This window comes from Neptuniibacter marinus (assembly GCF_965223595.1).
Classification (GTDB): domain Bacteria; phylum Pseudomonadota; class Gammaproteobacteria; order Pseudomonadales; family Balneatricaceae; genus Neptuniibacter; species Neptuniibacter marinus.
The window spans coordinates 276,362-303,033 of record NZ_OZ245004.1 but is presented as its reverse complement, the minus strand read 5'-3'; the positions used below and the strand labels follow the sequence as shown (position 1 = coordinate 303,033).

23 protein-coding genes and 1 pseudogene are annotated in these 26,672 nt (G+C 43.9%); 13 read left to right on the top strand and 11 right to left on the bottom strand.

Annotated features, from left to right (window positions below):
* The 6 genes from trkA to gmhB all read left to right on the top strand — a co-directional run bounded on the left by trkA (window position 1) and on the right by gmhB (window position 7,173).
* Window positions 1–1,377: a Trk system potassium transporter TrkA gene (gene trkA / locus ACOQOE_RS01375; RefSeq protein ID WP_067868589.1), complete on the top strand. Its 1,377-nt coding sequence runs from the start codon at window positions 1–3 to the stop codon at window positions 1,375–1,377.
* Between the two features lie 15 nt (window positions 1,378–1,392).
* The gene (locus tag ACOQOE_RS01370) at window positions 1,393–2,841 is read left to right on the top strand and encodes a TrkH family potassium uptake protein (RefSeq protein ID WP_067868590.1); all 1,449 of its coding nucleotides are present in this window, start codon (window positions 1,393–1,395) and stop codon (window positions 2,839–2,841) included.
* Window positions 2,842–2,890: 49 nt separating this feature from the next.
* Complete coding sequence (locus ACOQOE_RS01365; protein ID WP_420554722.1) at window positions 2,891–3,337, top strand: YtoQ family protein; 447 nt, start codon at window positions 2,891–2,893, stop codon at window positions 3,335–3,337.
* 146 nt (window positions 3,338–3,483) lie between these two features.
* The gene (gene glyQ / locus ACOQOE_RS01360; RefSeq protein WP_303417360.1) at window positions 3,484–4,455 is read left to right on the top strand and encodes a glycine--tRNA ligase subunit alpha; all 972 of its coding nucleotides are present in this window, start codon (window positions 3,484–3,486) and stop codon (window positions 4,453–4,455) included.
* Window positions 4,455–6,503, top strand: coding sequence for a glycine--tRNA ligase subunit beta (gene glyS, locus ACOQOE_RS01355; protein ID WP_420554721.1), 2,049 nt, complete (start codon window positions 4,455–4,457; stop codon window positions 6,501–6,503). Before glyQ ends, glyS begins: the two co-directional genes overlap by 1 nt.
* A gap of 97 nt (window positions 6,504–6,600) precedes the next feature.
* Entirely contained in the window at window positions 6,601–7,173 is a 573-nt protein-coding gene (gene gmhB, locus ACOQOE_RS01350; RefSeq protein ID WP_420554720.1) for a D-glycero-beta-D-manno-heptose 1,7-bisphosphate 7-phosphatase, read from the top strand.
* Window positions 7,174–7,268: 95 nt separating this feature from the next.
* Here gmhB and ACOQOE_RS01345 read toward each other — a convergent pair whose 3' ends face one another.
* On the bottom strand, window positions 7,269–7,937 hold the full coding sequence (locus ACOQOE_RS01345; protein WP_420554719.1) for an outer membrane protein: 669 nt from the start codon (window positions 7,935–7,937) through the stop codon (window positions 7,269–7,271).
* A gap of 280 nt (window positions 7,938–8,217) precedes the next feature.
* Between ACOQOE_RS01345 and ACOQOE_RS01340 the strand changes: the two genes are divergently transcribed.
* The 3 genes from ACOQOE_RS01340 to ACOQOE_RS01330 all read left to right on the top strand — a co-directional run bounded on the left by ACOQOE_RS01340 (window position 8,218) and on the right by ACOQOE_RS01330 (window position 10,902).
* A complete protein-coding gene (locus ACOQOE_RS01340; protein WP_420555457.1) occupies window positions 8,218–8,916 on the top strand; it encodes a response regulator transcription factor in 699 nt (232 codons plus the stop codon).
* On the top strand, window positions 8,913–10,466 hold the full coding sequence (locus ACOQOE_RS01335; RefSeq protein ID WP_420554718.1) for a sensor histidine kinase: 1,554 nt from the start codon (window positions 8,913–8,915) through the stop codon (window positions 10,464–10,466). Before ACOQOE_RS01340 ends, ACOQOE_RS01335 begins: the two co-directional genes overlap by 4 nt.
* A gap of 166 nt (window positions 10,467–10,632) precedes the next feature.
* Window positions 10,633–10,902, top strand: coding sequence for a hypothetical protein (locus ACOQOE_RS01330; RefSeq protein WP_420554717.1), 270 nt, complete (start codon window positions 10,633–10,635; stop codon window positions 10,900–10,902).
* Window positions 10,903–11,258: 356 nt separating this feature from the next.
* On the opposite strand, the gene ACOQOE_RS01325 is transcribed toward ACOQOE_RS01330, so the two are convergent.
* Window positions 11,259–12,254: a cytochrome-c peroxidase gene (locus tag ACOQOE_RS01325; protein ID WP_082792445.1), complete on the bottom strand. Its 996-nt coding sequence runs from the start codon at window positions 12,252–12,254 to the stop codon at window positions 11,259–11,261.
* 424 nt (window positions 12,255–12,678) lie between these two features.
* Entirely contained in the window at window positions 12,679–13,071 is a 393-nt protein-coding gene (locus ACOQOE_RS01320; protein ID WP_420554716.1) for a hypothetical protein, read from the bottom strand.
* A 669-nt stretch (window positions 13,072–13,740) separates the two neighbouring features.
* On the opposite strand from ACOQOE_RS01320, the pseudogene ACOQOE_RS01315 reads away from it, so the two are divergent.
* Window positions 13,741–14,883 (top strand): annotated as a pseudogene (locus ACOQOE_RS01315) (IS4 family transposase).
* Window positions 14,884–15,094: 211 nt separating this feature from the next.
* Here the strand turns inward: ACOQOE_RS01315 and ACOQOE_RS01310 are convergent.
* The 5 genes from ACOQOE_RS01310 to ACOQOE_RS01290 form a co-directional block, all read right to left on the bottom strand.
* Entirely contained in the window at window positions 15,095–15,688 is a 594-nt protein-coding gene (locus tag ACOQOE_RS01310; RefSeq protein WP_420554715.1) for a hypothetical protein, read from the bottom strand.
* 10 nt (window positions 15,689–15,698) lie between these two features.
* On the bottom strand, window positions 15,699–16,349 hold the full coding sequence (locus tag ACOQOE_RS01305; RefSeq protein ID WP_420555456.1) for a HupE/UreJ family protein: 651 nt from the start codon (window positions 16,347–16,349) through the stop codon (window positions 15,699–15,701).
* Between the two features lie 173 nt (window positions 16,350–16,522).
* Window positions 16,523–16,903, bottom strand: coding sequence for a hypothetical protein (locus tag ACOQOE_RS01300; RefSeq protein WP_420554714.1), 381 nt, complete (start codon window positions 16,901–16,903; stop codon window positions 16,523–16,525).
* 95 nt (window positions 16,904–16,998) lie between these two features.
* Window positions 16,999–18,228: a hypothetical protein gene (locus ACOQOE_RS01295; RefSeq protein ID WP_420554713.1), complete on the bottom strand. Its 1,230-nt coding sequence runs from the start codon at window positions 18,226–18,228 to the stop codon at window positions 16,999–17,001.
* A 20-nt stretch (window positions 18,229–18,248) separates the two neighbouring features.
* On the bottom strand, window positions 18,249–18,908 hold the full coding sequence (locus ACOQOE_RS01290) for a hypothetical protein (protein ID WP_420554712.1): 660 nt from the start codon (window positions 18,906–18,908) through the stop codon (window positions 18,249–18,251).
* 638 nt (window positions 18,909–19,546) lie between these two features.
* On the opposite strand from ACOQOE_RS01290, the gene ACOQOE_RS01285 reads away from it, so the two are divergent.
* The 3 genes from ACOQOE_RS01285 (at window position 19,547) to ACOQOE_RS01275 (ending at window position 21,536) form a co-directional block, all read left to right on the top strand.
* Window positions 19,547–20,542 carry an IS110 family transposase gene (locus ACOQOE_RS01285; protein ID WP_420553827.1) on the top strand — a complete coding sequence of 332 codons (996 nt, stop codon included), beginning with the start codon at window positions 19,547–19,549 and terminating at the stop codon, window positions 20,540–20,542.
* Between the two features lie 189 nt (window positions 20,543–20,731).
* Window positions 20,732–21,037 carry a DUF1778 domain-containing protein gene (locus tag ACOQOE_RS01280; RefSeq protein ID WP_067867856.1) on the top strand — a complete coding sequence of 102 codons (306 nt, stop codon included), beginning with the start codon at window positions 20,732–20,734 and terminating at the stop codon, window positions 21,035–21,037.
* Window positions 21,015–21,536 carry a GNAT family N-acetyltransferase gene (locus ACOQOE_RS01275; protein WP_342854866.1) on the top strand — a complete coding sequence of 174 codons (522 nt, stop codon included), beginning with the start codon at window positions 21,015–21,017 and terminating at the stop codon, window positions 21,534–21,536. The genes ACOQOE_RS01280 and ACOQOE_RS01275 overlap by 23 nt, the downstream gene beginning before the upstream one ends.
* 375 nt (window positions 21,537–21,911) lie before the next feature.
* On the opposite strand, the gene gyrB is transcribed toward ACOQOE_RS01275, so the two are convergent.
* The 3 genes from gyrB to dnaN form a co-directional block, all read right to left on the bottom strand.
* The gene (gene gyrB, locus ACOQOE_RS01270) at window positions 21,912–24,341 is read right to left on the bottom strand and encodes a DNA topoisomerase (ATP-hydrolyzing) subunit B (protein ID WP_420554711.1); all 2,430 of its coding nucleotides are present in this window, start codon (window positions 24,339–24,341) and stop codon (window positions 21,912–21,914) included.
* A gap of 30 nt (window positions 24,342–24,371) precedes the next feature.
* On the bottom strand, window positions 24,372–25,424 hold the full coding sequence (gene recF / locus ACOQOE_RS01265; protein WP_420554710.1) for a DNA replication/repair protein RecF: 1,053 nt from the start codon (window positions 25,422–25,424) through the stop codon (window positions 24,372–24,374).
* A gap of 122 nt (window positions 25,425–25,546) precedes the next feature.
* Window positions 25,547–26,650, bottom strand: coding sequence for a DNA polymerase III subunit beta (gene dnaN / locus ACOQOE_RS01260; RefSeq protein ID WP_067867890.1), 1,104 nt, complete (start codon window positions 26,648–26,650; stop codon window positions 25,547–25,549).
* Window positions 26,651–26,672 lie beyond the last annotated feature (22 nt).

Below are 26,672 nucleotides of genomic sequence, written 5' to 3'. Positions count from 1 at the left end.
ATGAAGATTATTATTCTAGGTGCCGGGCAAGTTGGTGGCACACTGGCTGAGAATTTAGCCCGAGAAGATAACGACATCACTGTCGTCGACACTGATACGAATCGACTGCGAGAGCTTCAAGACAGACTCGATATTCGTACCATCGAAGGCAAAGCCTCATATCCAACGGTACTAGAACAAGCCGGTGCGGTAGATGCTGATATGTTGATTGCAGTTACCAATTCTGACGAAGTTAATATGCTCGCCTGTCAGATTGCACAAACACTGTTCAACACACCAACAAAAATCGCCCGTGTTCGCGAGCATGACTATCTCAATAAAAACCAGAAAATTTTTGGTGAAACAGGCATTCCAATTGATGTGCGAATCAGCCCTGAATTTTTAGTTACCAAACATATCAAACGCCTTATTCAAAACCCAGGCGCCTTACAGGTTCTCGATTTTGCCGATGGAAAAGCACAACTTGTAGCAGTAAAAGCCTATTATGGCGGCCCACTGGTAGGACGCGAAATATCTTATCTACGTGCACATATGCCCGCCGTTGATACCCGCGTTGCAGCTATTTTCCGTAGTGGCAGCCCCATTATCCCCAAAGGGGATACAGTGATTGAAGCAGACGATGAAGTCTTCTTTATCGCTGCACGGAAAGATATTTTGGCAGTAATGAGCGAGCTACGCCGCCTCGACAATCCCTACAAACGAATCATCATCGCCGGTGGCGGTAATATAGGTGCCCGCTTAGCGGAATCTATAGAAGATCGCTACCAAGTAAAGATTATTGAACGGAACCTCGAACGCTGTAACAAACTGGCCCGCACCTTAGATAAAACCATTGTACTTCAAGGAAGCGCCTCCGATAGAGAGCTTCTAATCGAAGAGAATATCGAAGATACCGATGTATTTTGCGCTCTGACTAACGATGATGAGGCCAACATCATGGCCTCAATGCTCGCAAAGCGCCAAGGTGTTCGCACAGTAATGACCCTTATCAATAACCCCGCTTATGTAGATCTAGTACAAGGCGGCGCCATAGATATTGCCATATCCCCCCAACAAACAACTATTGGCGCACTGCTAACCCATGTGCGACGAGGTGATGTTGTTGCAGTACATGCTTTACGACGAGGCGCAGCAGAAGCCTTAGAGGCGGTTGCCCATGGCGATAGCTCATCATCAAAGGTAGTAGGTAAAGCTATCGAAGAGATCAAGCTACCTGAAGGCACAACCATTGGAGCTATTGTTCGTAACGATCAAGTACTAATCGCTCACGATGATGTTGTCGTGGAAAGTGGCGACCATGTGATCTTATTCCTTGTAGACAAACGACGAATTAAAGAGGTTGAGCGACTTTTCCAAGTTGGCTTAACTTTCTTCTAAGCGGTAATTGATCAAATGCATTACAAAGTAATTCTGCGCATTCTTGGTATTTTGCTGATGATATTCAGCTTTTCCATGTTGCCGCCTTTAGCTATCTCATATATTTACGCGGACGGCGCTGAATTCGCATTTATCGCTGGTTTTTTTATCACACTAATAACCGGGTTTATTATCTGGATTCCGGTTTACCGTGTTAGACAAGATCTTCGCACGCGAGATGGTTTTTTAATCACAGTATTATTCTGGGCAGTGTTAGGTTTTTTTGGGGCTTTCCCCTTTATGATCACGGAGGATCCCCACCTCTCTTTCGTCGATGCTGTGTTTGAATCTATGTCTGGTTTAACCACCACCGGAGCAACCGTTATAACCGGTATTGATTATCTCCCTAAATCGATTCTTTTCTATCGTCAACAACTCCAATGGTTAGGCGGTATGGGTATCATCGTATTAGCTGTGGCGATTCTGCCAATGCTGGGTATCGGGGGCATGCAGCTATACAGGGCAGAGATACCTGGGCCGGTAAAAGATTCTAAACTTACGCCGCGTATTACTGAAACTGCCAAAGCCCTTTGGTATATCTATCTATCCCTAACAATCGTTTGTGGTGTAGGTTATTGGCTAGCAGGCATGGACGTATTTGACGCGGTGAGTCATAGCTTCTCCACCGTCGCGATTGGTGGATTTTCAACCCACGATGCCAGTATTGGTCACTTCAATTCAGTCACTATAGAGCTGATTTGCGTGTTCTTTATGATTGTCTCGACCGCTAACTTCGGTTTACACTTCTTTGCTTGGCGCCAACGCTCTATCAGCCATTATTTTAAAGACCCCGAATTTAAATTTTACCTTTCAACATTGGTCGGCATCACAATAATTGCCCTTATAGCCTTAATCGTCACTAATACTTATGAGCCTGCAGAGTCTCTTCGTAAAGCTCTCTTCATGGTAGTCTCTATCGCCACAACAACCGGATTCGCGACTGCTGACTTTGCCCACTGGCCAGTCATGCTGCCATTTCTTCTCTTCGTCGCCACCTTTGCCGGCGGCTGTGCAGGCTCAACCGGCGGCGGTATGAAAGTGATACGTGTTTTACTTATACTCAAACAGGGTTATCGTGAGATTCAACGTCTCGTTCACCCTAACGCGATTATTCCCGTTAAACTGGGTAAAAAGCCCGTATCCGATCGCGTATTAGAAGCGGTCTGGGGATTTTTCTCGGTTTATATGATCGTATTCGTTGTCATGCTACTTGCATTACTCGCTACCGGTTTAGATCAAGTAACAGCTTGGTCAGCCGTAGGTGCAACCTTGAACAATTTAGGTCCTGGCCTTGGTGGGGTTTCAACCCATTACGGTGACTTAAATCAGCCAGCAAAATGGGTGCTTTGTTTTGCAATGCTGCTAGGACGATTAGAAGTATTTACACTGCTTGTATTATTTACACCTATATTCTGGAAACGATAAATAACCTGTAAAATAGATTTTAAGTTATTAAAAAGTTGAGACCTAAACCATGCGTTATACCGTATACCTTTCTGGCGAAATTCATTCCGACTGGCGCGACCAGATCAAAAAAGCTATTAATCAAAACGGCCTACCGATCGACGTCTTAACACCCAACACAGACCATGAATCAAGTGATGGTTGCGCTACCGAAATTTTAGGCCCTGAAGAGTCCAAATTCTGGACCGATCACAAATCAGCAAAAATGAATACTATGCGCCACATGACCGCTATCAAACGCGCAGATATAGTGATTGTTCGTTTTGGCAATAAATACCGCCAATGGAATGCAGCTTTTGATGCGGGCTTTGCTATTGCTAATGGAAAATCGCTTATTGTGGAACACGCACCAGAACTAACCCATCCACTCAAAGAGATCGATGCCTGTGCTCATGCCGTTGCAGAAAACACCGAACAGGTTATTGAGACCCTTAAATACCTCTGTTTAGATTACTAATTTTCCACCTTGAGATTGGGCAGACTATAGTTCTGCTCAATCTTTTCACTAAAACACCCTTTTTATACCATCTTCTCTGCATTCCTAAGACCGATTGATCATTTTTTGTTGTATAATTGCCGGCTAATTTTTCGGCCAATTTTACAATGGTGAACTCTGTGACTGATAAGGCAACCCCAGACGTAAGCACATTTCAGGGGCTGATCCTTGCTCTCCAGGAATACTGGGCAGAGCAGGGTTGTGTGATCGTACAACCGCTTGATATGGAGGTTGGTGCTGGCACCTTCCATCCATCTACTTTTCTTCGTGCCATCGGACCAGAAACTTGGCGCGCGGCTTATGTTCAGCCAAGCCGCCGACCAACCGATGGCCGTTATGGTGAAAACCCTAACCGTCTTCAGCATTACTACCAATTCCAAGTTGTACTGAAACCATCCCCAGATAACATTCAGGAGCTTTACCTTGGCTCTCTCCGACACATGGGTGTAGATCTAGGTATCCATGATGTTCGTTTCGTAGAGGACAACTGGGAATCACCAACTCTGGGCGCTTGGGGCCTTGGCTGGGAAGTATGGCTTAACGGCATGGAAGTGACTCAGTTCACCTACTTCCAACAAGCCGGTGGGCTTGAATGCTACCCTGTTACTGGTGAGATCACCTACGGTTTAGAACGTATTGCTATGTATCTACAAAATGTTGATAGCGTATACGATCTTATTTGGGCTAAAAACTCAGATGGCACAGTCGTTACTTATGGCGATGTATTCCACCAAAACGAAGTTGAGCAATCTACTTACAACTTCGAACATGCCGATGTACCTAAACTATTTGAACTATTCGATCATTGCGAAGCTGAGTGTAACAAGCTACTTCAACTTGAAAAGCCGTTACCTCTACCCGCTTACGAACAGGTTCTAAAGGCATCTCATACCTTCAATTTATTAGATGCTCGCCATGCGATCTCAGTAACTGAACGCCAACGTTTTATTCTACGTGTACGTACTTTGGCACGTGAAGTTGCAAACGCATATTTCAATACGCGTAAAGAACTTGGATTCCCGCTAGCACCTGAAGCAATTCGTCAGGAAGTACTGGCTAACTGCGAGGAGAGCAAATAATGTCACATCAGGATTTTCTCGTAGAACTAGGTACCGAAGAGCTACCACCTAAAGCACTTAAAACGCTGTCTAACGCGTTTACCCAAGGCATTACCTCGGGTCTAAAAGAAGCGGGTGTAGGTTTTGGCGACGTTAAAAGCTACGCTTCACCACGCAGACTTGCTGTACTGATTAGCGCACTAGATGAGAAACAGGCCGACCGAGATATTGAGCGTCGCGGCCCATCAGTGAAAGCACCAGAAAAGGCTGTCGAAGGCTTTGCCCGTTCTTGCGGTGTTAGCGCCGATCAGTTAGAAACCATCTCAACGGATAAAGGTGATTACTTCAACTTCCGCAATACAGAAGAGGGGAAAGCAACAGCACTTCTTCTTCCAACCTTAGTTGAAAACTCACTAAACAAACTACCTATCCCTAAACGTATGCGTTGGGGTTCTTCACGGGTTGAGTTTGTCCGTCCGGTTCACTGGCTAGTGATGCTATTAGGCGATGACGTTATTGATTGTGAAATTCTAGGGCTTAAATCAGGGCGCAAAACCCGTGGTCACCGATTCCATTACAACAACGATATTGAGTTAATCACACCATCTGAATATGCGGCAACGCTAAAAACACCCGGCATGGTCATTGCGGATTACGAAGAACGTCTTGAACTAATTCGCCAGCAAGTCATTGCTGAGGGTGAAAAAATCAGCGCCACTGCTCAAATAGATGAGGATCTACTGGATGAAGTAACCGCACTGAATGAGTGGCCCGTTGCTCTAACCGGTCGTTTTGAAGAGCGCTTTTTAGATGTACCTGCGGAAGCACTGATCTCTTCAATGAAAGAGCATCAGAAATATTTCCATCATTTAGACAGCGAAGGCAAGTTGCTGCCGAACTTCACAACCATCTGCAATATCGTTTCAAACGATCCGCAGCAGGTTATAGAAGGGAATGAAAAAGTTATTCGCCCACGTCTATCCGACGCGGCATTCTTTTTTGAGACCGACAAGAAGAACACACTTGAGTCCCGCGTTGAAAAATTAAAAAGCATTGTCTTCCAGAAAGACCTCGGCACTCTGCATGATAAAGCGTCACGTATCAGCACCCTTGCTGGTAAAGTGGCTTCCGTACTCGGTGAAGATCAAGCCAAAGCAGAACGGGCAGGGCTTTTAGCAAAAACCGATCTAATGACAGATATGGTTTATGAGTTCACCGACCTGCAAGGCCTAATGGGTTACCACTACGCGCTAAACGATGGCGAAGATAAAGAGGTGGCGCTTGCCCAAAACGAACAATACATGCCACGTTTTTCTGGTGATGAACTACCAGAAACAGCACCTGGTATCGCTGTAGCCATTGCGGATCGCTTGGACACTCTAACAGGGCTTTTCGGTATCAATCAGCCACCGACAGGGTCTAAAGATCCTTTTGCTTTACGTCGTGCGGCTTTAGGTGTTCTACGTATTATTGTAGATCGCAACCTTGATTTAGATCTTCGCGAACTATTAACTATCGCTGCCAACAACCACACAAGCTTACCGGCTCGTGATGGCTTGGAAGATAAAGTTCTCGACTTTATGCTTGAGCGATTCCGCGCATGGTATGAAGATGTAAAGATCAATGCCGAAGTGTTCTTGGCTGTACTGGCAATCAAACCTACTCGTCCGTTAGATTTTGATCGTCGCGTCAAAGCCGTGAATCATTTCCGCAGTCTAACAGAAGCCAACGCATTGGCAGCAGCCAACAAGCGTGTATCCAACATCCTTTCCAAACAGGGTGTAACTGGCATATCTGATGTTAATCCAGCTCTTCTATCTGAAGCAGCAGAGAAGTCGTTAGCAAGCGCAATTGATGCACAGAAAGCAGTTCTAGCGCCACTATTTGCCGAAGGTAAATATCAAGAAGCCCTAGAATCACTAGCAGGCCTTCGCGCGCCTGTTGATGCATTCTTCGAAGACGTAATGGTTATGGCTGATGACGAGGCGGTTAAAAATAATCGTCTAGCACTGCTTAGTCAGCTTCGCGCTCTATTCTTGGGTGTAGCAGACATCTCCGTTCTCGGATAAGACTCCGCACTCAGTTATAATAAAAGCCGGCCATTACGCCGGCTTTTTTATTGACGTTTCACGTGAAACACAGACCAACTTAACAATGGCAAAAACTATGGCACTTATCGATCCAAACAAACTTATTATTCTTGACCGTGATGGTGTCATCAACGAAGACTCAGACCAGTATGTAAAATCACTAGAGGAATGGCTTCCAATCAAAGGAAGTATCGAAGCGATCGCTGACCTATCAAAAGGCGGTTACACCCTTTGTGTGGCAACCAACCAATCAGGACTAGCCAGAAATTATTTTGATGAAAGCACGCTACATGCAATGCATAAGAAGCTAACGAATCTAGTCAGTAAAAAGGGCGGAATCATACACACAATAGAATACTGCCCTCACGGCCCTGACGATAATTGCGAATGCCGCAAACCACTTCCTGGCATGTTTAAAAAAATTGCAGAGACCTTTGAGCTTTCAGATCTGTCAGGCTCATACACCATTGGTGACAGTGCCCGCGATCTTGTCGCAGGATGCGAACTCAATAGCCAGCCGGTTTTGGTAAAAACAGGTAAAGGACTGAAAACAATCTCGGCAAAAAACCATCCAGAAAACACATTAATCTTTGATGATCTTAACGCCTTCGCAAAGCATTTACTCTCCAGTCACTCACTCAAAAACTAAGACAAAGAATGCCGAGATAATTTTCCTGCTAGTCGGTCTTATAAAAAACCGCAAAGCAAGGAAGGGGGCTTACACGGAATTATTGTTAGCAAAGCTTAAAAAGCGTAGCTCACTGACAACTTAAGACTGTCAAAATCAACTTCGTTAGGATTCAATTTACCCGGCACAGCAACCTCAGGTAGAGGATCGAAACTTAGATCATTGATCTGAATATACTCACCCTTAACTGACCACTGCTTATCCACTTGATATTCAAAGCCCGCCCCCAAAGACAGGCCAACTTCTGACGTATCACCACTTCGCATAGGCGGGGCAAATGGATAACTATTGTGGATATCAAAATCTAAGACTGTCGCGCCCGCAATTCCGTAAACAGAAAACTTACTTGTTACATCAACCCCAGCTTTAAAGTTAATACCATAAGAGCTATTAAGCTCTAACTGAGTTTGCAGCATATTATTGATGTTAGTTGTCTCAGCATTTTCATCATTATAAAACGCTTCCGCCACAACGAATGCATCATCCGTTAAATGCAATTTATAACCAAGATGTACACCAACAGCCACATCCGTTTCTTCTGCAAAACTAGTAATGCTTGGGCTAGTAGCGCTACCCGTATTACGTTCGATGCTGTGACCAAACGTAGAGCTCTGCAACTGGCCACCCACGTAAAAACCATCAGCAGCCATAGCGCCCGCACTCATCACCGACGACAAAACAACAGCAGAAACAACCGCACTTAATTTAGCTTTAGAACTGTTCATTAAATCTCTCCGTCTAAACGACCAAACAGAGGCCGCCATATAATTTCAGATCGGAACTAGTTTAAAAAAGAGGACGGGAGAAGGTATCAAGGGCATTTAACAATTAGGTGTTAATTCTATCCAGAGTTATCACAGAAAAACCAAATAACCCATATTTCGTGATACTCCTGTGAGAACTGATCGATAGAATTAAATCACCAATTAGCTGTCATACCAACTAAGCACAACAAGAAAAAATAGATTCTCACCTACGAGCTGATACCAATGGAAAACAAAAAAAATACTAATTGTAGAGGACCAAAAAGATATAGCCGACCTGTTGAATCTTCATCTCGGTGATTTAGGCGCGATGGTGACACTTTCTAGCGAAGGTAATGATGGGCTACAAAAAGCACTAACCGAAAGCTGGGATTTAATCATTCTCGACATACAACTTCCTGGACCTTCAGGGTTAGAAATTTGCCGCCGCGTTAGGCGAGAGCAAATCTATATACCTGTGTTATTACTCACATCAAGATCAAGCGAATTGGATAGGGTGCTTGGCCTAGATCTAGGTGCCGATGATTACATCACAAAACCCTTCAGTGTAATGGAGCTTATCGCCCGTGTCCGAGCAGTATTTCGCCGTGAAGCAGCCATGCATAAAACAACCAACAGCAACAAGCGAATAATAAAAGCAGGAGAGCTAACAATAAATGAAGATCAGCGCAGTGTATTTTTAGGCAAGGAAGAGATCGATCTAACGGCACGCGAGTTCGATCTACTCAAACATTTCGCCTCACACCCAGGGCGAGTTTTTAGGCGTTCAGAACTCTTAGATCAAGTTTGGGGCTATGGTCATGACGGCTACGAACATACCGTCAATACTCATATAAATCGACTTAGAGCGAAAATAGAGCAGGACGCGAACAATCCAAAACAGATCGTCACCATTTGGGGTGTAGGTTATAAATTGGAAACCTTAGGCACTAACCTATGAGCCAACCTATGCTTATCCGATCCCCTTTAAGTGCAGGCATAACTCGCACACTCAGCAGCAAGCTATCCATTGCACTTATACTCATCCTCATATCATCCAGTGTCGCTATGTTCTTTGCTGGCCAATTTTGGATGAAACGCTACAACGAAGAGATAACCCAGAAGATAAATGCCAGTATCGCAATGTACGTTACGGACGCCTACGAACTGATCGACAAAGATGACGAAAAGCCTAATCTCGATGTGATAAAAAAACTTTCTCGCCAAGCGATGATCATCAACCCCATAGCCGAAGTTTATCTACTGGACAGTACGGGCAGGATCATCGCCCACGCATTACCGGAAACCAGTATTCAGCAAAGAACAATCCCTTTAGGGCCAATTAAAACCTTTATTAATGGCGATGCTGAATTTCCACTCCATGGCATTGACCCTCGCGATCCCACACAGACTAAAATATTTTCCGCCGCCCAAGTGCTTAACAATGGAACGCCTCAGGGCTACCTGTACGTGGTATTAGGCAGCAAGATACACCAAGAAATGGGTAAAGATATAAAGTCCAGCCACAGCCGCTCTATGGCGGTTATGACCCTTTCTATGATCAGTCTAGCTGCCGTCACAGCAGGTCTCTTAATCTTTAGCTTACTGATAAATCCCCTCAGCAAGCCAAGCAAAAGGATAGGTCAATTTTCCGAACAGCAACTAGGGAAGACACTAGAGAGCAAACATAGATCTCTAAGCAAACCCTCAAAGCCGCAACCTGCTAAAGATGAGATCGACCAACTACAACAAACCTTTGCTCAGATGGCAGCACAGATTGAGCAACAGTTTGATCAACTAAAGGACGCCGACAATTCACGCCGTGAACTGATTGCCAATGTATCCCATGACCTAAGAACCCCTTTAGCATCGACCCAAGGCTACTTAGAAACTTTATTCATCAAAGACAAACAGCTTACCGACAAGGAGCGCTTACACTATCTAAAAACAGCGATCAGCAGCACAAGTCGTTTAGGCCAGTTAATCGGGGATCTATTTGAACTATCAAAACTAGAGGCCTTTAACGTAGCCCCAAAATTTGAAACCTTCTCCTTAGCAGAGCTCGTTTACGATACCTTACAAGAGTTGGAGCTGGAGCTAAAAGATAAGGGAATTCACTACCAAGTTATCATCCCCAATCACAGCCTTAATGTGCATGCAGATATCAGCCTTATTCAGCGGGTCTTTGAAAACCTAATTCGTAATGCTATCGCTTACACCCCTCAAAACGGGAATATTGTTTTCCAACTAGAACCCCAAGCGACCTTCACAACAAAGGCAATTAAAATCAGCATTAGCGATAATGGCGCAGGCATAAGTCAGGATGATCTACCCCATATATTCGAGCGCTTTTACACCAACCCAGATAAAAGCAGAGAAGCGCATAATTCAACAGGGCTAGGTTTAGCTATAGTGAAGCGGATTTTAGAACTACATAACAGTCCCATCAAAGTACGCAGCACCCTCAACCAGGGCACCTGTTTTGAGTTTTCATTACCATTCGCAACCTGAGCATCAATACAAAAAAGCAGCCCAATATAGGCCCCTATAAACAATCCAAACATAACCTAAAAAGGCCGCCACTCACTTACAAAGTTAATGGCATATCACTCACCTTTGTCATAAGGCTAGAAACCAATACTGCAATTTTGGTAAATTAAGGACAGAGGAGGGAGCTATGAAACCTGATACCACAGAAGCCATGCAAACACTCATCAAACAGATCAGAGAGACAACTCCATTCGACATGCCCGTTGCATTAATGTGTAACGGCCCTTGTACCGGCTGTGCTAAAAAGCTCTTAGATTATTTAGATATGGAACTGCTCGATAAAGAGAAAAATTTAAAGGAGGGCGAAATACCCAACCTTGGGGATATAGACAAACTGGACAAAACAGCCAAGAGAATCTTCGATCACTGCAAAAGAACGGACTTGTGGATTAACTAAAGGGAAGGCAAAAACAACAATTCGCAGGAAGTAACAACAAGGTTTCACGTGAAACACATAAAGTATTTTACTGATGCTGACTAATGAGCGTGCCTTAAATCTCCGGCCGTTATAAACAGAACCACAGATGAAAAACCTATTTCCGTTTAAACACCTCAGTAAAAACCGACCGCCCTAACCCAGCACTAATCCCTTTTCATCTGACTAATTTCAACGCTTAAAACCTAGACTGCCCGCTGTTGATCCAAAGCATTTCAGGTGCTCATAATCTCATTTATTCAAACTTAAGATATATGCTCTAAACCCGAAAATATGCTTCGAGTTTAGAGCTCAACTAAATAACTCAGGAAAGGTATTTAATCAAAGGGCTGAGGCTTAGGAGTTGTCTCTGTAGATGGTGGCAAGATCGGCAACTGAAAAGTAGGCTGATCGCCTGTTAGTGTTCTTAAAAAAGCGACAATCTGCGCATTTTCGTCATCACTAAACTTTCGCCCTAACTGTAGCCGACCCATAATATCTACCGCCTCAGTCATTGTTTCCGCTTCGCCATCATGGAAGTAGGGGTAGGTCATTTCCACATTGCGTAATGTGGGCACCTTGAACTTAAAACGATCCGCATCCTTTCCTGTAACAGCAGCTAACCCTTCAGCAGCACTCGTTGCCTCATAGGGCTCAACCAACCCCATTTTCTGAAAGGAGTTACCACCAACAGCCTCGCCATTATGACAAGCGATACAACCGCTGCTTTTAAATAGGTTATAACCCGCTAATTCATTATCGGTGATCGCATCCTTATCTCCCAACAACCATTGGTCGAATCGAGAATTAGGTGTAACTAGTGTTTTTTCAAATTCGGCAATAGCTTGAGTCACCTGATCAATATCAATTTTGTCTTTACCAAAGACCTCTTTAAACTCATTAACGTAAGCAGGGATTGACTCCAAAACATCAATTGCTAAGGTGTGGGTCGATGCCATTTCACCAGGATTAGCGATAGGACCACTCGCCTGAGCTTTTAGATCTTTAGCACGGCCATCCCAAAATTGCGCAATATTTAAGCTGGAATTTAATACAGTCGGTGAGTTAATTGGACCTTGCTGCCAATTATGCCCAATAGAAGTCTTTAGGTTATCTGTACCTCCCATACTCAGGTTGTGACACGAGTTACAAGAAATGAAGCCTGATTTTGACAACCGAGGATCAAAATAGAGTTTTTTCCCAAGTTCAACTTCAGCTAAGTTAATCTCCTTAACTGTAGAAATAGGCTGAATAGGCTCCTGTGCCTGTGCAATATTTCCGCTCACTAAAAATCCTAGCGAGGCAGCTAAAATAGAGAGAGTTTGAATATTCATAGGTTTACTCTTATTGGAATTTACAGCAAAAATAAAAGCGTTGCTGCTTCGCCTAATACTGACTAAACGGACCCAGCCATCCCGCGTCCATTTCCTCTACCCATTAACTAACAACCACAAACAGCTAGTTCATTAGAACAAGTAGCACACAGATTTTGAGTCAACATTTGACTTGAAAAAAGGATTTCTCAAGGAGCAAACAACACCATTACCAAGCCAACATATCAGCAATATACATCACGCTAATTCCTCTTCTATTGACGCCCGACAACTAAATCGTGTCTATTAATTAACTGATACGTTTCACGTGAAACAAGCGTTATTCGAAAGAGAGAAGGGCAGATACAAGGCGGTATGGGAACAACTTTACAAGGACAGAAAGATTAGAAAACGAAGAGTTAATTCTTTAAAAAGTAAGCTTAGTTTAAGCCCGCCGGATAGCTTTATAGACTAACGGCACAACAACTAACGAACTCAACACCAGCAAGGCACAAGATTGAAAATAGATATAACGATAGGGGTGAGACCAACCACCACTAAACTGATTTCCCATAAACAATGTGCTTAACAATAGAAATACAAGAAAACTTAAGCTTAATGCAACAACACAGGAAGAGGTCCTCTTACGTAAAAGCAGCATATATATAAGCGCAGACGGCAACATAAAAAATGAGGCTACGAACACAGCAATGCCCCAGCCAACACCCCCTCGTTGAGGGTAGCCAAGATCTGATGCGATCCCACTGCCTAACCAATATAAAAGATATAAGGCAACGGTAGCGAGCAGACTGATTCCTATAGCTAAGATTATTCTCATAATAGCGTTAGCACTTTTACCGAGCCCCGCACATTTAGCCGGTTGAATTTATTAAAAGCAGATCTGTGTTTTGCGTAAAACAATCATAAAGTAAAAATTCCATTTCCACTTCCTACACAGGCTTTCTGCAAGCAGGCATAGATATACAATCTTATCGCTGAAGGATTCTATACCCACTCATAAAATACTTACCATTTAGTTTATTCACTTTTTTAACTCCGTAGCCAAAGACGAGTAGGGCAATGCCGCTATGCCTTTTAATTGCCGCGAGTGCAACAGTACAACGACAGCACGACAGCACGACAGCACGACAGCACGACAGCAACAGTACAACTTACCACAAAGCGTTTACCTCCTAAGTTAACACCACAGATAATACCCTGACCTTGTTGCGCCTAATCGACGTTATTGTAAAAAATAGTGGAAATTTCGGCTTTATATAATCGTTTTTGAAGGGTTTTAAAGAAGCCCTTAGCTGATTGCATAACCAAATAAAATGACCGATAGAGGGCCTTATAGAGCCAAAAGCAAGCTAAGTTTACGCCTGTAACGCAAAAAGCAGCCCGAAGGCCACTGCTGTCCCATAGTTTTGGATGGTAAATGAAAAAGCCTGAGATCCACTGGTAAACTGTTGTTACCACACACCAGTTAAACCAAAGGACTCAGGCTTTGTCACATCATAACACCGCTTTTCATCAGTTGCTGCAACCTCTGCCGAGACATGAATTCGAGGCGCTTGCAAAACAACATCACCAGGGGCAAAAATTACGTTCAGCATCTCGCTGGGATCAGTTCATTGGGATGTCCATGTCACAACTTTCTGGCCGTCAAAGTCTGCGTGATATTGAATCCAGTCTACGCAGCCAGCAGCACAAGCTTTATCATCTGGGCGCCAAACCCATCGCCAGAACAACATTATCTCGCCTGAACGAGAAACAACCCGCTGAACTTTATGAAGCTGTCTTTTATAAACTACTACAGCGCTGTTCATTAAGGGATAATAACCATAAGTTCCGCTTTAAAAAACCTCTCTATTCATTAGATGCCAGCGTGATCGACCTGTCTCTCAAGCTCTTTCCATGGGCACAGTGCCACCAAACTAAAGCGACTATGTAACTACATGTCGGGTTGAATAACGCCTCACTCATTCCTGAGTTTACTGCCCTCAGCCACGGGCTGGAAAGCGAGCTAATCAAAGGCCGTCAGTTCCGTTTTCCGAAAGGCAGTATTGTTGCATTTGATAAGGGGTATAACGACTACAGCTGGTATGGATTACTGTCAAAACAAGAAGTTAGCTTCGTGACTCGCTTAAGACCCAATGCGGTCTATGAGGTTATCGAACACCATCAAAGCGCAGGTGTTGATTATGACCAGAGTATTAGGCTAACCAGTCAGCACGCCCAAAAACAAGGCGCGCCCAAGTTGCGCCTAGTGGGATTTACCTGCCCTGAAACCAAGCGACAGTATCGTTTTATAACTAATAACTTCAAATTAGCTGCCAGCACAATTGCGGCTATTTATAAAGACCGTTGGCAGGTGGAATTGTTCTTCAAAGCGATTAAGCAAAACCTGAAAATTAAAGCATTTTTAGGTAGTTCCCAAAATGCAGTCATGACGCAGATCTGGATCGCAATGATCAGCTATCTCTTGTTAGCGTATGCGCGGCACTGTGCGAAAAAGGGGTGGACCGTACAGAGAGTAATGCGGATTCTTCAACTAAGCTTATTTGAACGAAAAGCTCTGAAAGAGTTGCTAAACCCGTCACCGCCAGAGCGACAAAAAAGGGACCCTCAGATGAGGATCCCTTTATGATTAAAAAATTGTGGGACAGCAGTGGCCCGGAGGCTGCTTTTTAAGGTCCATCGGATATTATTCACCCTATAGGGGAGCGAGAGAAATAATCAAACGCTCATATAGTATTAAATCGACCTAGCAGGTCGGTAGTCAGCCAAAGCAGTCCATCGGATAGAGATACCCTGACTCATTTATACTGACCCCCATTATTACAATCTGCATAGTGTTATTAAGGCATGTATAACGCATCATAAAACCCACTTACGGTTAGGTGTATTGTGACGGGTTCGGTACCCTTGTTTTTCCAATACCAGCCATGAGTGCCATCAAAAGGGGCGCTGAAGGACCCCTTAGAACTAGATGCATTACGACCCAACCAATAACTGGTAAACCGATCCCCATCATTGATTTTTTCACCGTGCATATCGAAGTTCACAACCCCACCTTCAACCTCCCAGTTGAAAGAAAAGTTCTCACCCGCTTTCATTTTAGATTTAAGTTCTGAGCCCTGATTTGGCTGTAAGGTTACCGTTAAGCTATCCGCACGGTATTGCATATCACTTTTCCAGACAGGGTTTAAGCCTGTACTTAAACTCCCAGTATCAGGAGTAACAGCAACCTCATCTTCTTCAATTGCACTCGCAGTATTTAGTACTGTCAAGCCAATACGCTCGCCTATACCTGTAGGATCAATACCGTATTCAGCAGGTAATATGGCCGTAAAAAGCAGTGTGATCGCTGCCACAACTGCAAACGCGGTAGCTTTAATAAGGCTTTTACTCGAAGGAAGCCCTTCATTATTTACATTGGATATTTTTTGCATACTGATGTCCTCAAGAAATACTCAGGTAACCCGTTAGCTGGTAGCCCATTAAGGTAAAACCAGCCAACATCAAAATGACGTTGGCGGCAAAAGCCTGTCGAGAGAATGATTGGGTTCGACGCCAAAAGCTCATCACGATCAGAATCGCGCTAAGCGCGAGTAATTGGCCAAGCTCTACACCAACATTAAACGCTAAGATATTCTCAACTAAGCCGTCTTCAGAGAGCGTAAAATCTTGAAGCTTGGTAGCAAGGCCGAACCCATGAAAGAAACCAAAGATCAAAACAGCAGCTTTAGTATTCGGCTGAAAACCAAACCACGTCCGGAATGCATCAAGGTTATCCAGCGCCTTATAAGCAACGGACAGCCCTATGATGGCGTCAATGATATAGGGGTTAACATGGGTTCCACTCAGCACACCATAGAGCAAGGTCATGCTGTGTCCCATCGCAAATAAAGTCACATAAATACTTACGTCTTTCATACGGTAGAGGAAGAAAATCACTCCCACTAGAAACAGTAAGTGGTCATACCCCGTCACCATATGCTTTGCGCCAAGGTAGATATAGGGTATTAACTGTGTGCCACTTGCCTGCTCGATAAAAAGAGCATCGCCTTCTGCAACACCATGAGGGAACGCCATGGGCACGACGCCCACCATTAACAGTATGAGTACAAACACGCACAGGCATATACGTTGTGCAGACAGGGCGAAGCCCCATCGAAAATATGATGATTTCAGATACACTCTGTAATCTCCGTTATAAGATCACGAACACCGCGAATTCTGCGCCATACAACGCACAAATTCACAATTAAGAAGAATGGAGTGGACTAGGTTATTGGAGGGCGAAACAGATTTGAGAGCGGGGGCTCTAATGGCATGTTTGGAGAGTACGAAATTTTTGATGATCTAACAGACGTTGGAGCGGGTATAAAAAACTGCACAGCTATTTGGTTTTCGATCACACCCATTGCATGAAGTAAAAGATGGCTGGCGTCAGATATTTTAGCGTCTTCAGAATGGAAGTGATCTAACACGGGTTCATGGTAGTGCCCGTGTTCAATCAGCTGCATAGCAGGAGGAATACTTTGAACGACTGAATGCGCTCTCTGTTCTACAACCAAAAGCCCACGACAAAAAAGCACCACTATCAATGATAGAGCGATAGCAGCCAACCTGTGATTAGGCGAAAGGAAGGAACGATTAAACATAAGAAGGATTCTAACATAAGAGCTTTGATTGCAAAATAACCGCGAGAAATGGGACTATAAATGCGAACCTGCGAGCGGCCCAATTGAGGCGTTTGTTATATGTTGACTCTAAGACAGCGTAAAAACTTTTCGTCGTCTAACGGTCCGCTAAAACACAAACTCCCTTCAGCCTCACTCGGCGTTTCGTTTCCATAGTAAGGGTTTTCCATACGATCAAGCGTAAGCTTAAAGTGATGCACTTGGTTAAACAGCGCTAACTTCGCCTCGAAGTCTTGGAAACTAGCAACATACTCAGCATATTGAGGAGACGAAACCGCAATCAAAATACTGCCTACATAATTTCTTAGTTTTGACGTAGAAGGGGAGTTGCTATGACTTAGGTCGATTTGTTTTGCAAAATCAGCCGGCGATAATAGAGCTAACCGCTCTAGATTTAAGTATGTGGGCGCTACCGAATTAATGGTCATATTCGGCTTGTAGAACATTCGGGTTATCCATCCTGGAAAGTTACTTCCACTTTCAAAAAACTCGGGATGTTTATCTAAACTTTTGAACGTGTAGTAAGACATGCCGAACTCTCTCGATGCGATCATGGAGAAACTCTTTTCCGATGGACTTAAAGCAGGAATCCGTTTAATAAAAGCTTCATCATTAGTCAGAATGATGCTCATAACATCGATAATTTCTGAGAGTTTCATGAGAAACACCAGTTTCCCAATCAAGTTATCCTGCAACGCCATTGCTCGTCTTAGTTGGGAAAATTGAAGCGATAACGCATCAATCGCCTCCGTCTCGTTCCCACCGTTATAAACCGATATGGCTTCAAGTACCTTTATACGTTCGGCTGCAGCAATGTATTGGTAAGGCGGGAATAGCTCATGAATTGTCGGCTTCGAAAGGGTTGTGTACTCATCAAACTCAATGAATTTATTTGATCGAGCAACCAGTAAACGGTGCTCGCTTAATAGATTTTCAATATTAAATGGTAATGAAAAAAGGGACGCCAGACAGCCACGCTCCGAAGCGTTACAAAACGCATCTCCCGTTGGTAAGGGTATTTTTTCGGCATCGGGATAGTCTGCAACAGCATAAGACGCGTCGATATCTAATTTTCGATACTCTTCTAAAAGCTGACTACCGACCTTGAGCGGGTCGTCCGCTTCACTGGCAAAGATCCCATAGAGATAAGGAAAGGACTCACTCGCCCCCTCGCTATCAAGGCGATCAATCAGCCTAATCGATTCCTCACTTAGGTCGTCATCAACTTGCGCAATCAATACAACAACAGCGAAGAGGGGAATTAGGATAGCGAGTAGTTTTTTCATAATAAAATATAACGCCGTATTCAGCGACTTGTCCGCTGCAATGCCTTGTTAACCCTTGGTATATAAATACTTGCTACTGGGTAATGTACAATATCTTCTTCTCTAGCCACTAACTTATAACGTTCTACAAAATAGGGAATTTCTCTATCCTGTGGCCAGTAATCTTCTTTAATTGATGTGGCAAAAAATCCAGCATCCTCTTCACTCAATGAACTACATATGTTTCGTACTGATGTTCTTATCTTAGATAATTCTTTATCTAGTTCAGATTTTGATAATTCTTGTTTCGACTCAAGTCGATCAATTGCAAGCAATACACGACGTATCCTGTCAGGATCACAGTGCATTTTCTTACTCTCAATTATGTCTGCCTCATTCATTCCGTTTTTAACTATTTCACTAGTAACCAAGCTATTCAATGATTTGGCATCTTTGATCATATAATCGATACCAGAACGGAAGGAACCATATTGGCCGATACCAATATACAAAACGCCAACAACAGCTAAAGTGACCTTGAGACTTCCTTCTTCAAGTCGAACATAAATCTTTGTTTGTTGACCATAAATAAGGTTCGCATACTTTGATGTTAACTCCTCAAGATAGACCTCCGCTTCCTGAAGGGGAATCTCGTTAAAGTCCAGATCAAAATGAAAATCTAATCCCGCGAGTAATGCCACAATCTCTCCTAGAGGGTTAACATTTGTATACACGGGGGTCCGTATATCTACCCACAGCGTTATTCGTTAAAAACAGATGGTGTGATTTGAAAAGGAAGGAGAAACTAAAGAATTGAATCGTACTCTTCCATGACAAAACGAGCATGTGTATTAACAATTGATAGACATTGAACCAGCTAAAAGCAGCTCAGTATATCGACCCATGCCAGACATCCACCTGTCTGATTGATCACTATTTTTAACCTAAGCGGGCAGGCAATACAATTATCATTTTGGACTGCTAAGGCTGTAAATCCATAGGAAAAGAGCCTATGTGAAAATAGACTGCCTGCCTAAACAACAATAGCAAAGGAAAAATCTTGAGCGAGGCTTGCTCAGCATTCGCTCAGGGGCTGAGCTCCTTGTATGTTTAACCTCAACGATTATTTATCATTGGTAATCGTTTCTGGGGAAGCCGCCCGCTCCTTGAAGCAGGTTAATTCTGACTTTGTATGTAGAGGGGCTCCCCACCTCTTTACTAGTTCGAAGAGTATCATGAAGCTAGTACTAGACTTCGCATCACAAGGTTGAGCCAGTATAAAGTGCGAGGTTGGGGAACCAGAAGCCATTCTAGCAATTCAACGTTATGGAGTCAGCTTGTGAGTACGTTTTCCGGTATTGATATCAGTGCAAGATCATTCGATCTAGTCATTAAAAGTGGAAACTCTATTGGTAAAGCACAAGCTTTCAAGCAACACCCTGATGACTTCGAGCGCGCTGCTAAAATTTTAAAGAAAAACAAGGTAATACTTGTTGTGATGGAAGCAACAGGAATCTATCACTTAGATTTAGCTGTCCATCTTGTAAGTGCAGGTATCACTGTTGCTGTGATTAATCCGCTGAGTAGCAAGCGCTTTGCTGAGTTGAAATTATCACAAACCAAAACCGACGCAGCTGATGCGGCCTTGTTAGCAGAATATGCGGCGGTTATGAAACCAGAACCTTGGGCCCCACCAAAATCAGAGTATATGGCGCTCAAAGATATTGGACGCCAGATTAACCGTATAACAAAAGATAAGGTAAAAGCGAAGAATCGACTGCATGCGCTTCAGTCCAAAAACAGTCCCGCTATTCTGATTGAAGACTTGGAAGAGAGTGTTTCTTTTTATGAGAGCCGCATTGACCGCCTATCTATAGCGGCGCTCAACATCATTCAAAAAGATGAGAAATTGGCTCTTGTCTTTGAATGCATGATTGCGGCCAAAGGGGTCGGTCAAAGCAGCGCTATCGCCATTCTTGCAGAATTTGTTGTACTGCCAAAAAACATGAAAGCTAAGCAGGTTACCCGTTACTGCGGCCTGGATATAAGAACTCATCAATCGGGAACCAGTGTTCGAGGTGCTGCACGAATAAGTAAAGCAGGGAACGCATACTTAAGATCGGCACTCTATATGCCTGCACTGTCAGCGTCTCGTTACGATGATAATGTTCATGAATTTAGAGAGCAGCTAGTTTCTCGGGGAAAAACAAAGATGCAGGCAATTGTAGCTATCATGCGTAAGTACGTAACGGGATTATGGACTGTTTACCGTCAATGCGAAGCTTTTGATTCTGATAAATTATTCAATTTCAGTGAAAAAAAGCTTGAGCATTAACAGAGTATCTACGGGGTTTTGACCACGTTGTTTCTTTCTATCTTTGTATGCCTGTTTAGCACACATTATTGACAATTTAGGATTGTATGCCATAATAGCACACAGTATTGATCTGTATGATTAACCTTAGTGAGTGACCGCATTCGCTATCTATGGCGAAAAACTAAGACTAAAAATTTGGAGAGAACAATGACCGTTGTAGCACCAAAGGACGCAAGGCTCGTTGCACGTGTTCCGCAGGATGTTCAGGAATTTGTAAAAAATGCTGCGGATCTATCGGGTTCAACGCTATCTCAATTTATCGTAGAGGCCGTAACAACCAAGGCCCGATCGGTTTATGAAAGCGAGCAAAGCATTCGCCTCTCAATGCAAGGGGCAGAAGCTGTTTTTGCCGCTCTAGACAATCCGCCGCCGATCAATAACAAACTTTTGACTGCTGCCAAAACGTTTAACGAAGAAGGTGGATTTAAGTATGCTGGAGACAGTTCAACTTGATAAGAAGCAACACGACCGTAAAGGTTTTGATTGCGGTGTTGATGTTTTAAACGACTATCTAGCAAAGTATGCAAGCAGTTCAGATCAACGTTCATTGACTAAAACGTTTGTGCTCGTTGATTCTGAACAGCCCAAGAAAATCATCGGTTTTTATACACTGGCCTATGCAACTGTATCTGTGCCAGATGGTTTTCCTCGGCTCGCAAACTATCCTTACCCCGCACCAGCCCTGACGTTAGCTCGTATGGCTATAGATAAAAGCTTCAAGAAGCATCGCTTCGGTGAACAGCTACTACTTGAATGTATTAGAAAAACAGCATTGGCTGCTCAACCTGAGAACCCTGCCGCAGTAATAGGGCTCTTTGTTGATGCAAAAGAAGATGCTGTTGGTTTTTATAAACAATATGGCTTTATCGAAGTTAGCTGCGAAAATACACGCAAGCTTTACCTCCCCATAACGACTTGCAAGAAGGTCGCTTTAGCCATGGAAAACGGTTAAACGTGAAAATGGATCAGAGTTATGATCCCTCTAATCAACTTTTACTTTTACTTTTACTTTTACTTTTACTTTTACTTTTACCAAACAATGGAATTAGGTCTTTTTTTGTAGAACAACCCATGTTTCTTTCTTCGCGAACACCTTCTTTCTATAAACGCGCACCGGCGCTTAGCATTAACTTAGCAGAGGAAAAATCTCTGCCCGAGGCTTGGTCAGATATTTGCTCAGTCATTCGCTCAGGGACTGAGCTCCTATCTTACTAAGTGAGCGCATATTTTTAGAACAGAGCGCGTTTATATCTTTACGTTAGCGACTGATAAAAAAAAGCCCCAACATTGCTGTCAGGGCTTTTTAGAGTAAGTAAATGCTTACAAACTACACATCCAAGTTAGCAACTTGTAGTGCGTTGGCTTCGATAAAGTTACGACGCGGTTCAACTTCGTCACCCATTAGGGTGGTGAATAGCTGATCGGCGGTAATCGCATCTTCGATCGTTACTTGCAGCATACGGCGTGACTCTGGGTCCATGGTGGTTTCCCAAAGTTGTTCTGGGTTCATCTCACCTAGACCTTTGTAGCGCTGGATGTAGTGGCCACGGCGGGATAGATCCAGTAGCCAGTTTAGGCCTTCTTCAAAGTCGGTGATCTCACGGGTGCGTTCGCCCCGTTGTAGGTAAGCGCCGTCTTCAAGTAAGCCAGCCAGTGTACCGGCCATTTTAATAATGGAGCTGTATTCACGGGAGGCGAAGAACTCTTCATTAAGAATGTAATCATGGGAGACGCCGTGTTGCAGCATCATAACTTTAGGAACAAAGTTGCTGTGTTCTTTGTCTTCTACCACGACACATTGGTAGCTGACTGCTTTATCGGAGAAGCCCGCCAATGCGTCATCAAACACGTCACACCATTCAGCAACCGCTGATTGGTCTGTCATTGTTTCACGTGGGAAAGGTGCTGCTACATTAAGCAACGATTTAAGCAACGCAAAAGGATAAACACGAGACATACGGTTTATTGTGCGAATAACTGCACGGTATTCGTATATAAGCGTCTCTAGCTCTTGGCCGCCGATACCTGGTGCATTTGCGTTAACGTGTAGTGTTGTACCGTCTAATGCGCCTTGTAGTAAGTAGGAATCCAACGCTTCATCATCTTTAAGGTACTGCTCTTGCTTACCTTTTTTGATTTTGTATAGCGGTGGCTGAGCGATGTAGATGTAACCACGTTCAATTAGTTCCGGCATCTGACGGAAGAAGAAGGTCAGAAGTAGGGTACGGATATGGGATCCATCTACGTCGGCATCGGTCATGATAATGATGTGGTGATAACGTAGTTTGTCTGGGTTGTACTCTTCGCGCCCAATACCACAGCCTAGCGCCGTGATTAGGGTGCCAACTTCTGCTGAACTTAGCATCTTGTCGAAACGTGCTTTTTCTACGTTAAGGATTTTACCTTTAAGCGGTAGAATCGCCTGCGTTTTACGTGAACGGCCTTGTTTTGCCGATCCACCCGCAGAATCACCCTCCACTAGGTAGATTTCGGACAGTGCAGGATCTTTTTCCTGGCAGTCAGCAAGCTTACCGGGTAAGCCAGCGATATCTAGTGCGCCTTTACGTCGAGTCATCTCTCGGGCTTTACGCGCAGCTTCACGGGCACGGGCTGCGTCGATCATTTTAGATACGACCGCTTTAGCTTCCTGTGGGTTTTCACGAAGGTAATCAGCTAACAGTTCACCCATGGTTTGCTCAACCGCAGATTTAACTTCAGATGACACTAACTTATCTTTGGTTTGTGATGAGAACTTAGGATCAGGCACTTTAACTGAAATAATCGCGGTTAGACCTTCACGGCTATCATCACCTGTTGTGCTAACTTTACCGCCTTTGTTAAGGCCTTCGCTTTCAATATAAGTATTTAAAGAGCGAGTCAGCGCGGCACGGAAACCTGAAAGGTGGGTACCACCATCGCGCTGTGGAATGTTGTTAGTAAAACAGTGAATACTTTCTTGGTAAGAGTCATTCCACTGCATCGCTACTTCAACTGCGACGCCGCTTTCGTGATCAGCGGTAAAGTGGAACACTTTGTTGACGGTGGTTTTATTAGTGTTTAGGTAATCAACAAATGAGCTTAAACCACCTTCATATTCAAACACTTCTTCAGTGGCTGAACGCTCATCTTTAAGAACAATACGCACGCCTGAATTCAAGAATGATAACTCTCGTAGCCGTTTGGCCAACACTTCAAACTTAAACGTAATGTGATTAGTAAAGGTATCTTCTGAAGGCCAAAAACGTACCATAGTCCCGCTGGTATCAGTTTCTCCAACAACCGTTAAAGGCGACTGTGGTTCACCATGTGAGTACACTTGTTCATGCACTTTGCCGTTACGACGGATGGTCATTTTTAATTTGGAGGAGAGGGCGTTTACAACAGAGACACCTACACCATGCAAACCACCGGATACTTTATAGGAGTTATCATCAAACTTACCGCCGGCATGGAGTACCGTCATAATAACTTCGGCAGCTGAGATCCCTTCCTCTTCATGAATATCGGTTGGGATACCACGACCGTTATCGGAAACCGTAACACTTTCGTCAGGGTGGATGACGACTTTGATCTCATCACAATGACCCGCTAAGGCTTCATCGATCGAGTTATCAACAACCTCAAATACCATGTGGTGCAGACCTGTACCGTCGTCTGTATCACCAATATACATGCCTGGGCGTTTCCTTACTGCATCTAGGCCTTTTAATACCTTGATACTTGAGGAATCATAATCTTGATTATTTTCGCCGCTCATTCAAGTCTCCTAACGCTTCCGTACAGTGAGTTAGCAAAGGCTACCTTCTGCTATACGAAAAGTGGCTATTTCCGTTTGTGGACTCCAGTAGGCCTTTAGGGCGCTGTCATCGACACAAGTTATAAAACACTGGTTAGAGCTTTGCTCTAACACTTTACAGAACAGTTCTCCATGTACCTGATCTAACTCTGAAGGTAGATCATCGATCAGATAGATACAGGGGCGGCTGTTCATCCGCTGAAACAGTGCGCCTTGAGCTAACTTAAGGGCACTGACCACTAATTTTTTTTGGCCTCGGGATAGACGCTCAGCCGCATTATGGCCATCTACTTTTAAACGCAGATCGGCACGTTGAGGCCCGCTGCCGGTAAAGCCTTGACGAAGGTCGCGTTCAAAGTTGCTTGCTAACACTTCATCTAACTGTCGTTTTTTATCCCAACCATAGCTAAAACCCAACTCGATTTTGATACCCTCAAGTAGCTGTGAAACTACCGAATCAAACTCCGGTTTTAGCAAGCTGAGGTACTCTTTTCTCAAGCGAGTTAGCTGGTCTGAAAAGGCGATAAATTCACTATCCCAAACCTGACGTAACTGATTGTCAATCTTACCACATTTAAGCAGTGTGTTCCGCTGTTTTAATACTCTTCTGAAGCCTCTCCAGAGCTGAATAAAGGCTTTATCCGCATGAAAAACGCCCCAGTCTAAAAACTGTCGCCGAATAGCAGGCGATCCTTCTAATAATAGGAATGTATCGGAGTTAATAACTTGCAGTGGAATGAGCTCTGCAAGGGTAGAAAGACCGATATCTGAGCCTTCAAAACGAATTCTTGCTTCACCTTCACTCGGGCGCTCAACACCAAGGGATTGTTTTAAACCTTGCATCATCGGATCGATAGAACCAAACACAACAGAAGCGCGCTGATCATTTTGCACTACATGGTGGGCTTTATTAGTGCGGAAGGAGCGGGTAAGACCCAAAATATTGACCGATTCGAGAATACTGGTTTTACCGCTACCGTTTTCACCACAAATGATGTTGATAGCAGGGGATGGCTCAAGATTAATTGAGCTGATATTACGCACAGATTTAATCTGGAGCTTAGAAATGGACATCAGGAGGGAGTATAGTATGGGAGCTGGTCACAGCTCCCAAGGATAAAAATATCACTATGTAATTCAGTACTTATCACAAGATATACTGTTAATTACATACGCATTGGCATAACAACGTATAGGTTTCCTTCCTCATCAAACCCTTCAACCAGCGCACTGGAGTTAGAATCCGATAAAGTTAAACGCACAACGTCAGAGTTAAGAATAGATAAGCAATCCAGTAGATAGTTAACGTTAAAGCCAACCTCTAAACTATCGCCATCATAATCAACCGCCAATGTTTCTTCCGCTTCTTCCTGCTCTGGGTTATTAGCCATAACCTGTAGATAACCGGGAGAAAGGGCAAGACGCACACCACGATACTTCTCATTGGAAAGAATCGCGATACGGCTTAGAACTTGACGTAGTTCCATACGATCACTTAACAGAATCTTGTCGCCATTTTTCGGGATAACGCGCTCATAATCCGGGAATTTGCCATCAACAAGTTTAGATGTGAAGGTAAAGTCACCCACATGGGCACGAATATGACTGGCACCAATGACTAAACGTAACTCATCCTCACCACTTTGCAGTAGACGGGCAAGCTCAAGAATACCTTTACGCGGCACAATGATCTGATGCTGAAGACCTTCTTGCGCTTCAACATTGGTCACACTGGTTGCTAAACGGTGTCCATCTGTAGATACGGCGCGAAGCTGACCATCGGCGATCTCTAACAACATACCGTTAAGGTAGTATCGCACATCCTGTTGAGCCATTGAGAAACCCGTCTTATCGATCAGGTTACGCAACTGCTGCTGCACCATAGATAGCTCTAGGGTTTCTGGACTATCTTCAACGTTTGGAAATTCTGCTGCAGGCAGAGTTGATAGACTAAAGCGACTACGACCCGCTTTAATCACCATTTTCTGACCGGTAAGCGTCAGCTCGATTCTTGCAGAATCAGGCAAGGATTTACAGATATCCATCAGCTTACGTGCTGGCACTGTCACTGAACCTGCTTCAGCAGGCTCGTCCAGTGTCACACGTCCAACCAGTTCGACCTCTAGGTCTGTACCGGTCATGGACAGCTGATCTCCTTCAGCCACCAACAAAATATTGGATAGCACTGGCAATGTCTGTCGGCGCTCAACCACTCCTGCAACTAGTTGCAGAGGCTTAATCAGCGCTTCACGTGAGATGACAAATTTCATCGTTTACCCACCTACCTTTATA

What these genes read in the sequence shown, in the direction of transcription:
- trkA (WP_067868589.1), top strand. Translation starts at nt 1, where the DNA reads ATGAAGATTATTATTCTAGGTGCCGGGCAAGTTGGTGGCACACTGGCT.
- ACOQOE_RS01370 (WP_067868590.1), top strand. Translation starts at nt 1,393, where the DNA reads ATGCATTACAAAGTAATTCTGCGCATTCTTGGTATTTTGCTGATGATA.
- ACOQOE_RS01365 (WP_420554722.1), top strand. Translation starts at nt 2,891, where the DNA reads ATGCGTTATACCGTATACCTTTCTGGCGAAATTCATTCCGACTGGCGC.
- glyQ (WP_303417360.1), top strand. Translation starts at nt 3,484, where the DNA reads ATGGTGAACTCTGTGACTGATAAGGCAACCCCAGACGTAAGCACATTT.
- glyS (WP_420554721.1), top strand. Translation starts at nt 4,455, where the DNA reads ATGTCACATCAGGATTTTCTCGTAGAACTAGGTACCGAAGAGCTACCA.
- gmhB (WP_420554720.1), top strand. Translation starts at nt 6,601, where the DNA reads ATGGCACTTATCGATCCAAACAAACTTATTATTCTTGACCGTGATGGT.
- ACOQOE_RS01345 (WP_420554719.1), bottom strand. Translation starts at nt 7,937, where the DNA reads ATGAACAGTTCTAAAGCTAAATTAAGTGCGGTTGTTTCTGCTGTTGTT.
- ACOQOE_RS01335 (WP_420554718.1), top strand. Translation starts at nt 8,913, where the DNA reads ATGAGCCAACCTATGCTTATCCGATCCCCTTTAAGTGCAGGCATAACT.
- ACOQOE_RS01330 (WP_420554717.1), top strand. Translation starts at nt 10,633, where the DNA reads ATGAAACCTGATACCACAGAAGCCATGCAAACACTCATCAAACAGATC.
- ACOQOE_RS01325 (WP_082792445.1), bottom strand. Translation starts at nt 12,254, where the DNA reads ATGAATATTCAAACTCTCTCTATTTTAGCTGCCTCGCTAGGATTTTTA.
- ACOQOE_RS01320 (WP_420554716.1), bottom strand. Translation starts at nt 13,071, where the DNA reads ATGAGAATAATCTTAGCTATAGGAATCAGTCTGCTCGCTACCGTTGCC.
- ACOQOE_RS01310 (WP_420554715.1), bottom strand. Translation starts at nt 15,688, where the DNA reads ATGCAAAAAATATCCAATGTAAATAATGAAGGGCTTCCTTCGAGTAAA.
- ACOQOE_RS01305 (WP_420555456.1), bottom strand. Translation starts at nt 16,349, where the DNA reads ATGGTGGGCGTCGTGCCCATGGCGTTCCCTCATGGTGTTGCAGAAGGC.
- ACOQOE_RS01300 (WP_420554714.1), bottom strand. Translation starts at nt 16,903, where the DNA reads ATGTTTAATCGTTCCTTCCTTTCGCCTAATCACAGGTTGGCTGCTATC.
- ACOQOE_RS01295 (WP_420554713.1), bottom strand. Translation starts at nt 18,228, where the DNA reads ATGAAAAAACTACTCGCTATCCTAATTCCCCTCTTCGCTGTTGTTGTA.
- ACOQOE_RS01280 (WP_067867856.1), top strand. Translation starts at nt 20,732, where the DNA reads ATGACCGTTGTAGCACCAAAGGACGCAAGGCTCGTTGCACGTGTTCCG.
- ACOQOE_RS01275 (WP_342854866.1), top strand. Translation starts at nt 21,015, where the DNA reads ATGCTGGAGACAGTTCAACTTGATAAGAAGCAACACGACCGTAAAGGT.
- gyrB (WP_420554711.1), bottom strand. Translation starts at nt 24,341, where the DNA reads ATGAGCGGCGAAAATAATCAAGATTATGATTCCTCAAGTATCAAGGTA.
- dnaN (WP_067867890.1), bottom strand. Translation starts at nt 26,650, where the DNA reads ATGAAATTTGTCATCTCACGTGAAGCGCTGATTAAGCCTCTGCAACTA.